General features: G+C 66.5%; 6 protein-coding genes. All 6 read right to left on the bottom strand.

Annotated elements, in window-relative coordinates:
• Nucleotides 1–109 precede the first annotated feature (109 nt).
• Nucleotides 110–1771, bottom strand: a complete 1662-nt coding sequence (gene pstS, locus ACLQ62_RS12740) for a phosphate ABC transporter substrate-binding protein PstS (protein ID WP_411722009.1) — start codon at nucleotides 1769–1771, stop codon at nucleotides 110–112.
• On the bottom strand, nucleotides 1768–3048 hold the full coding sequence (pstA, locus tag ACLQ62_RS12735; protein ID WP_411722008.1) for a phosphate ABC transporter permease PstA: 1281 nt from the start codon (nucleotides 3046–3048) through the stop codon (nucleotides 1768–1770). Before pstA ends, pstS begins: the two co-directional genes overlap by 4 nt.
• Nucleotides 3048–4094, bottom strand: a complete 1047-nt coding sequence (gene pstC, locus ACLQ62_RS12730) for a phosphate ABC transporter permease subunit PstC (RefSeq protein WP_411722007.1) — start codon at nucleotides 4092–4094, stop codon at nucleotides 3048–3050. Before pstC ends, pstA begins: the two co-directional genes overlap by 1 nt.
• A 137-nt stretch (nucleotides 4095–4231) precedes the next feature.
• Entirely contained in the window at nucleotides 4232–5950 is a 1719-nt protein-coding gene (locus ACLQ62_RS12725; protein WP_411722006.1) for a protein kinase domain-containing protein, read from the bottom strand.
• Between the two features lie 22 nt (nucleotides 5951–5972).
• Complete coding sequence (locus ACLQ62_RS12720; protein WP_411722005.1) at nucleotides 5973–6365, bottom strand: hypothetical protein; 393 nt, start codon at nucleotides 6363–6365, stop codon at nucleotides 5973–5975.
• Nucleotides 6366–6637: 272 nt separating this feature from the next.
• A partial coding sequence (locus ACLQ62_RS12715; protein ID WP_411722004.1) for an MBL fold metallo-hydrolase occupies nucleotides 6638–7253 on the bottom strand: 616 nt, incomplete at its 5' end.

Here is a 7253-nt window from a genome sequence, read left to right as displayed (position 1 = left end):
ACGATCGCCGCGCCTGTTCCGACGACTGTTCCGACGAGGATGCCGACAATCACGCCGGTCGCGGTCGCCAGGCCCCACACGGACCTTCGGCTACCCATGATGTTGGCGCTCACTTCACTGCCGCCTTCGGGTCGGCAACGGGGCCGGCACCCTTCAGCCGGCGCGACAGGTACGGCGGCAGCGCCACCGCCACGAGCAGCAGCAGCACGGCACCGAGCATTGTCGACTGCTGCCAGCCCCAGCCCTCGTCATCGAGCGTGAACGGCGACGCGATCGCCACAGCACCACCCACCGTCGAGGCGCCCGCAATGAGGTTTCCGTTTTCGTCGTAGGTGGCCACATCCGCCGCAATCGCAGCGCCGCCGTCCGCCGCCGCCGCGCCTGCACCCGCTGCGCCGGCCTCTGCTGCAACCGCTGCGCCACCGGCAGCCGAGCCGCCCGCACCGGTACCGGTCGTGGCGGTGTCCTGAAGAGCCCCCGCGGTACCGGTGGTGCACTGGTCCGGGCCTTTTTTGTCGCACGCCGCCGGCTGCGGCGCCGTGGTCGCGAGCTGGTTGCTCGACGGCGAGTCTCCCGCCTTGAACGTCGGGTTGTTGCACTTGGCCGGGTCGACGCTCGCGCCCTCGGCCCCCGGGATGCGCTTGATCTGGTCGAAGCCAGCAAGCACCAGGTTCATCGGCAATGGCGAGTAGCCGAGAGCGCCCGCCTGCTGCTGACCCTCACACAGCATGTAGCTGGCGAACGCGCCGAGAGTCGCCCCCTTGGCTGCGGTGAACACAGCGGGAGGCTTCACTTCGGTCGGCACGATCATGTAGGAGTAGCTCGACAGCGGATACGTTCTCGGGTCGGCGCTGTTGTAGACCCCATCGAGGATCTGCGTGAGATAGTCCTTCGAACTCGCGTTGGTGTCGATCTGGGCCTTGAGCAACGCCACGGCGACCGACGGAGCGGTGGGCTCGATGTAGTGACCGGACTGGTTGAGGATCTTCGCGACCGGGAACTTCGCCTTGATCGCGTACGAGTACTCGACGTACGTGATCGCCCCTTCGCCATAGCCCTGGCTGACATAGCCGGCGACGCCGTCTGAACCCTTCTGGCCCTTCGCATTCCCGAACAGCGGGTACTGCGACGTCAGCCCGCAGGGGCTGGCGCGGCCGACGGATGCACAGAAGGCGTTCCAGACAGCGGGGTGCTGCTTCGACATCCACAGGGAGAACTGTGCGCTCGAGCCGGATCCATCTGAGCGGATCACCGGCACGATCGTCTTGTCCGGCATCGCCAGGCCAGGATTGTCTGCCTTGATCGCGGGGTCGTTCCAGTTGGTGATACCACCGGTGAAAATTTTGGTCACCGTCTCGCCGCTGAGTCGCAGGTTCGTGACGCGCTTCCCTCCGATGTTGAGGTGGTACATGAAGGCCGTGCCACCGGCAACGATCGGCATGTAGGCGTAGCCGCGCGGCGGCACTTCGGGAGCGGAACCGTCCTCGGGGCTGCCCTGGAACGGGATCTCGCTGACTGCGTAGTCGATACCGCCGGTGATGAAGTCTCGTCGGCCCTGGGTCGACCCCTGCCCGTTGTAGTTCACGGTCATGCCGTAGTTCGCCGCAACGTTCGTGCGCCATTGGTCAAGCGCGTTCTTCGACCAGGTCGAGCCGGTGCCGGTGATGGTCTCATAGCCGGCGGCGTTGCTCGGAACAGCGATGGTGAGGCTGAGCAGAGCAGCGCCGAGCACGGCGATCGAACGGATGAGGGCGCGCCTGAGTGCGGTCACGAGAGGTTCTCCTGGGAAGCGGATGACTGTGAAACGGGAGGCTGGGGTACGAATCCACCGGAACGATGTGCCGCGGCGGCGGCCATGCGCTCAACATCGCGGGCGGATGCTTCGATCGCTGCGCGACGCCGGCGTGGCGACAATTCGCCCGGCCCGCTGCCGCCGCTCGCCCGGGCGATCGCGAACAAACCCAACACCAGCAGCATCAACACGGCGGCAGTGCCGAATCCGCGGGCGATCATGCTGGGTTCCGGTGACTGCACCAGGTCGAAGACCTGCAGCGGGAGCGAGATCATCGGGCCTTCGAACGGGTTCAGGTTGAGCACGTTCGTCGACCCCGAGGTGAGCAGCACCGGCGAGGTCTCACCGATACCGCGAGCGGTTCCGAGAATCAGCGCCGTCACGAGGCCCGACCGAGCCGTCGGCAGAACCACGTGCCAGACCGTGCGCCAGCGAGTGGCCCCCAGCGCGTAGGCCGCTTCACGCAGATTTCCGGCGACCAGCCGCAACACGACATCGGATGCGCGGATCACGATCGGCAGCATCATCACCGTGATGGCGAGGGATGCCGCGAAACCGGAGCGCTGATGGGTGATGAGCAGAATGATGGCCGCGTACACGAACAACCCGGCGACGATGGACGGAAGCGCCGTCATGGCATCCGCAATCGTGCGCACGAACTTCGCGAACTTGCCGCCGATCTCGTTGAGGAACAGAGCGGTGATGATGCCGAGAGGGATGGTGATCGCCAGCGCGATGCCGATCTGGATGAGCGAGCCCACGATCGCATGCCCGATTCCGCCCATGTCGAGGGGGTCGAGAGGGCCGGCGAGCTCCATCGTCTCGACGAAGAAGTTGGCGTGAACCAGCGCTTCACGCCCACGCAGCAGGGTGAACACCACAACGAAGAGGAGTGAGCCGAACAGGGTGACGCCGGCGCTGACCAGCAGCATCGACATCACCCGGTCGAGAACTTCTTGCCGATCCGCCGTGAGGCTGACCAGAAGCGCATACGTGCCGATGAACGCGAGGAACGCGACCACGACGAAGCCCACCGCGCCGCTGAGCGGGGCGACGAAGCCGAACAGAAGCGTCGCCACGGCGAGGGCGGATGCACCCGCTCCGAGCACGGCGAACCGTTCGTCGATTCGCGCCGCCCGCACCTGGCGACGCGAACCGACATCTACTCCATCCTTGGATGGAATCGTCGTCGCGCCGAAGGTCGACGACTCCGCTTCTTGCGCCTCCGGAGCGGGGCGCTCAAGGGTGATCGACATCAGGCCTCACTTTCGGCGCCGGAGCGCGATCGGGCCACGATCGACGAGGCGGTGAAGTTGATCACCAGGGTGATCAGGAACAGCACAAGACCAGCCGCCATCAGCGCCGACAGGGCGAACTCACTGGCTTCGCCGTAGCGCAGGGCGATGAGCGCAGAGACCGAGTTGCTGCCGGTCTTCAGCACCTGCCAGTTGATGGTGAAGATCGGCGAAATGATCATGTACACCGCGATCGTCTCGCCCAGAGCCCGCCCGAGTCCAAGCATCGTGCCGCCGATAATCCCCCCACGGCCGAACGGCAGCACGACGGCCTTGATCATGCCCCAGCGGGTGGAGCCCAGGGCGAAGGCGGCTTCACGCTCACCCATCGGCGCCTGGGTGAAGGCTTCGCGCATCACCGAGGTCTGGGTGGGCACCACCATGAGGCCGACGACGATCCCGGCGATGAAGGCGGACGAGGTGAAGGCGCTCGCGTCGGTGAGCACCTCGCCGGAGCCGTCGGTGACCGCGAAGAACGGGATCCACGCGAAGTAGGTCGAGATCCACGCGGAGACCGGGATGATGCTGGCCTGCAGAAAGAAGACTCCCCAGAGCCCGAAGACGACGCTCGGCACGGCAGCCATCAGGTCGACGAGGGTGACGAGGGTCTGGCGCAGCCTGCCCTGGGCGACTTCGGAGATCAGCAGCGCGGTGCCGAGCGCCAGCGGAACCGCCACACACATCGCGATGATCGCGATGGTGACGGTGCCGAACAGCACGGCCGCGATGCCGAACGCGCCGGTCTCCGGCGACCATTGCTGCTCGGTGAGGAAGCCGACACCGGAGACGCTGATCGCATCGGTCGCCCGGAGCGACAGGAAGACGCCCACCGCGAGCATGATGCCGACGGTCACTCCGCCGGCGCCTCGCGCAACCGACTTGAACAGCAGATCGGAGCCGGACGGCTTCGCCGCGAGCGTTCGCTTCACCGGGCGTGCTTCCGGATTCTCCGCAATGTCATCCGGCGTCTCCAGCCCGAGGGCAGACTCGGTGAACATGGGCAGCATGACGACCTCTAGCGCTAAGAAGGGGAACGGATGTAGTCGAAGTGCACATCCACAGTTGAGACTGAGGGCGCTAAGTGAACTTCAGGCGTCGGATTACCGACGACCGCGTGCACTGGCCCGGAAGCGAAGAAATCCGACTACTCCACTTCAGGGGGCACGGTGGCCGGGGGCGTCGGAATCGGAGTCGGAGTCGCGGCCGGAGGCTGGCTCGGCGTCGGGCTCGGTGTCGGCGCGACGCTGATGAAGAGCACGACGTCGGTGTTCAGTCGACCCACCGAAGCTGGGGCGGGCTCGCTGGTGACGACAGTTCCCGGTCCCACCGATCCATCGACGACGTTCCGAAGAACCACAGCAAATCCGGCCGCGTGCAACGCCGCCACGGCATCCGCCTCAGTCCGTCCGCGAACGTCGGGGACCGCGTTCGACCCGGATGCGACGACGAGGTCGACCGATCCGCCGACCGGCAGCGGAGAACCGGCGGGGGGCGACACGAGCAGCACCGTGTCTCCGGGATGCTCCGAGTTCTGGATGACCAGGTCGCGAATTGTCAGTCCGGCGGCTGTGAGCGCGGTGCGCGCATCCGCCAGGGAGGTCATTTCGATGGAGGGAACCTGCCTGGTCGGGGACGCGGCAGGCGTGCGAGGAGGCGGTGCGGATGCTTCGGAAGTCGCGGGCGGCGTCGCAGTAGGCGTGGCGCTTGGACTCGGCTCGGCCACCACCGGCCCCGGGCTGGATGCGGCGAGGAACCAGGCCGACCCGATGAGCGCCGCGACGATGATGCCGCCGAGCCAGCCTCCGGTGCGGTTGCCGCGTCCACGGGTCCCCTTCCGTCGTACCGGTTTCGGGCCGGTTCGCTGAGTGGCGACGGCTGCGGGCCGCCCTGGGGCTGGTCGGGTCAGCAGCTCCGTGCGGTCGCCCGCGGCGAGCACCCGGGTCCGTGACGTGGCGAAATCGGGAGGCGTAGCATCCGCCGGTCCAGCCAGGGTCTGACGCAGGCGGGTGACCTCAGCGAGCATCTCCTCCGCCGCCTGGAAGCGGTCAGCGGGGTGCTTGAGCAGCGCCTTCACCACGATGCGGTCGAGCTGGCGGGGTGTGTCGCGCCGGAGCACCGATGGCACCGGCGGCGGCGCATTCCGGTGAGCGGCGAGCGTCGCCTCGACGCTCGCGCGCGGGAACGGCGGCCGGCCGGTCAGCGCGAAGTACAGCACGCCACCGACCTGGTAGAGGTCACCACGCTCGTCGACCGGCTCGGCAGCCGCCTGCTCCGGTGACGTGTAATTCGCGTTGCCGAGAATGGCGAGACGCTCCTCGCCATCCCCGGCAACTCCCAACGCGGCGTTGCCCGCCGGCGCGGCGAGGCCGAAATCGAGCAAGCGAACGTCGGCGACCCTCAGCGCGCTCTCCACGAGATCGACCATGACGTTCGATGGGGACACATCCCGATGAATCAAACGGATGCCGTGTGCCGCGGCGAGCGCACGGAGCACGGCCTCGGCCACCGTCGCGGCGTCCGCGATGCTGAGCGGTCCGCCCGCCTGCACGAACTCCAGCAGGGTCACCCCCGGCGCGCGGTCCATCGCGATCCAGGCGAGAGATCCCTCTCCGATGTCGTGAATGCCGGCATCGAGCGACGACACGATGTTCGGGTGACGGAGTTCCGAGGCGGCGAGTGCTTCGGCGAGGATCGCCTCCCGCGCGAGCGGGGAATCGCCGAGGTGCGGGTGCAGGATCTTGATCGCAACCTCAGCTCCGGACCTCGAGTCCGTGGCGGCGAAGACGGAGGCTGAACCGCCGCTGCCGAGCAACTCGCCCAGCCGGTAGCGTCCGCCGATCAGGCCCGCGGGAATCTCACTCATGGAGTCGAGACTGCTGCGGTCATCAGACGTAGAATTTCTGCCTCTCCGGCAGATCGACGTACTGCCGAGCCCCGCTGGCGATGTTCGCCTCGGGCAGTGACCTCACAGCCAGCATCATCGCATCCCGTCGTTCCCGTTCGGCGCCGTACCACCGCGAGCAGGTCACCGCTGGATGGCCGAGCACGTTGAGATACCACCCGTACGCACCTTGTCGATCGTCGCTGACGCTCACGATTTCGCCGTGGCTGACCACGTAGTCCTTGACCTCGGTCGCCGCGATCACAGCATCCTGGAAGTCGTCGAAGATGTCTGAACTGCGGGCGAGTTCTCGATTGTTCGCCGATACCAGTTGCCAGACAACGGCGACGCGTTCAGGATCGCTGATGCTGTGCCTGGGCTCGCGGACGGAACCCACTACACGCCGGCAATGCTCTCGCCACGGTTCAAGCTTGGGGCTGTTGGTGTTTGCAAAACGCGTGAAGATGATGCGCGATACGCTCATCGCTGATTGTCACTCTCTACTGCGAGCCTTCGGGTGGCTCCCTACGAGAGAAGCTAGGTATTCGCTGTGAACCGCGCAGCGCAATCACATGTTCAACACCTGTCCGGCTGGTGAACGCACGATGTACATTCCGGCACAACGGGGGGCTTGACGTTCTCCCTCGAACGAGATGCGGAGGGTCGCCGTCACCACTCCTCCGCGCCACCCACCCACCGCGTCGGCGGGTTGTGACCGGCACAGAGCCACTCGATCTCCTCGGCTTTGATCCGCTCACGGAGCAGTCGTTCCGTCGTTCGCGCCATCGCCTTGTCACTGATCGGCAGCCGGTAGAACTGCTTCAGGTTGCCGTGTTTCGTGACGAGAACGGCATCCCCGGTGAAGAGAACGTCCTGCCAGCGGAAACCGAGGTGCCCTGGGGTGTGCCCCGGCGTCGGGAATGCCAGCAGCCCAGGGAAAATCTCGAGCGTCCCGGTAACCTCCACCACCCCGTCGGGATACTCCGACGACGCCACTCGGTTGAGAAGGCGGCGGAACAGCGTCGGCGGGGCGTCCTCGCCACGCAAGATCGCGGCATCCGCTGTGCTGATCCAGACCGGCACCTTCAGAGCCTCCTGCAGTCGCTTCACAACCTGGGCGTGGTCGACGTCGTAGTGCGTGAGCAGGATGTCGGTGAGCCGGCCGGTGCGCTGCTCAGCGTCACGGAGTTCGGCGAGCACTGCATCGAACCCGGACGCCAAACCCGGGTCGATCACGGCGGTGCGGTCCTCGCCGCGAACGACGTACCCGTTGGCTCCCTTGGAT

It is taken from the genome of Mycetocola sp. (assembly GCF_046716805.1).
Lineage (GTDB): Bacteria > Actinomycetota > Actinomycetes > Actinomycetales > Microbacteriaceae > Mycetocola_A.
Note: the sequence above shows the minus strand (reverse complement) of the source record. Positions and strands in the feature narration are given on the sequence as shown.

Excerpts from the sequence above, each read along its gene's own strand:
- pstA (WP_411722008.1), bottom strand. The coding sequence starts at position 3,048 with ATGTCGATCACCCTTGAGCGCCCCGCTCCGGAGGCGCAAGAAGCGGAG.
- pstC (WP_411722007.1), bottom strand. The coding sequence starts at position 4,094 with ATGCTGCCCATGTTCACCGAGTCTGCCCTCGGGCTGGAGACGCCGGAT.
- ACLQ62_RS12725 (WP_411722006.1), bottom strand. The coding sequence starts at position 5,950 with ATGAGTGAGATTCCCGCGGGCCTGATCGGCGGACGCTACCGGCTGGGC.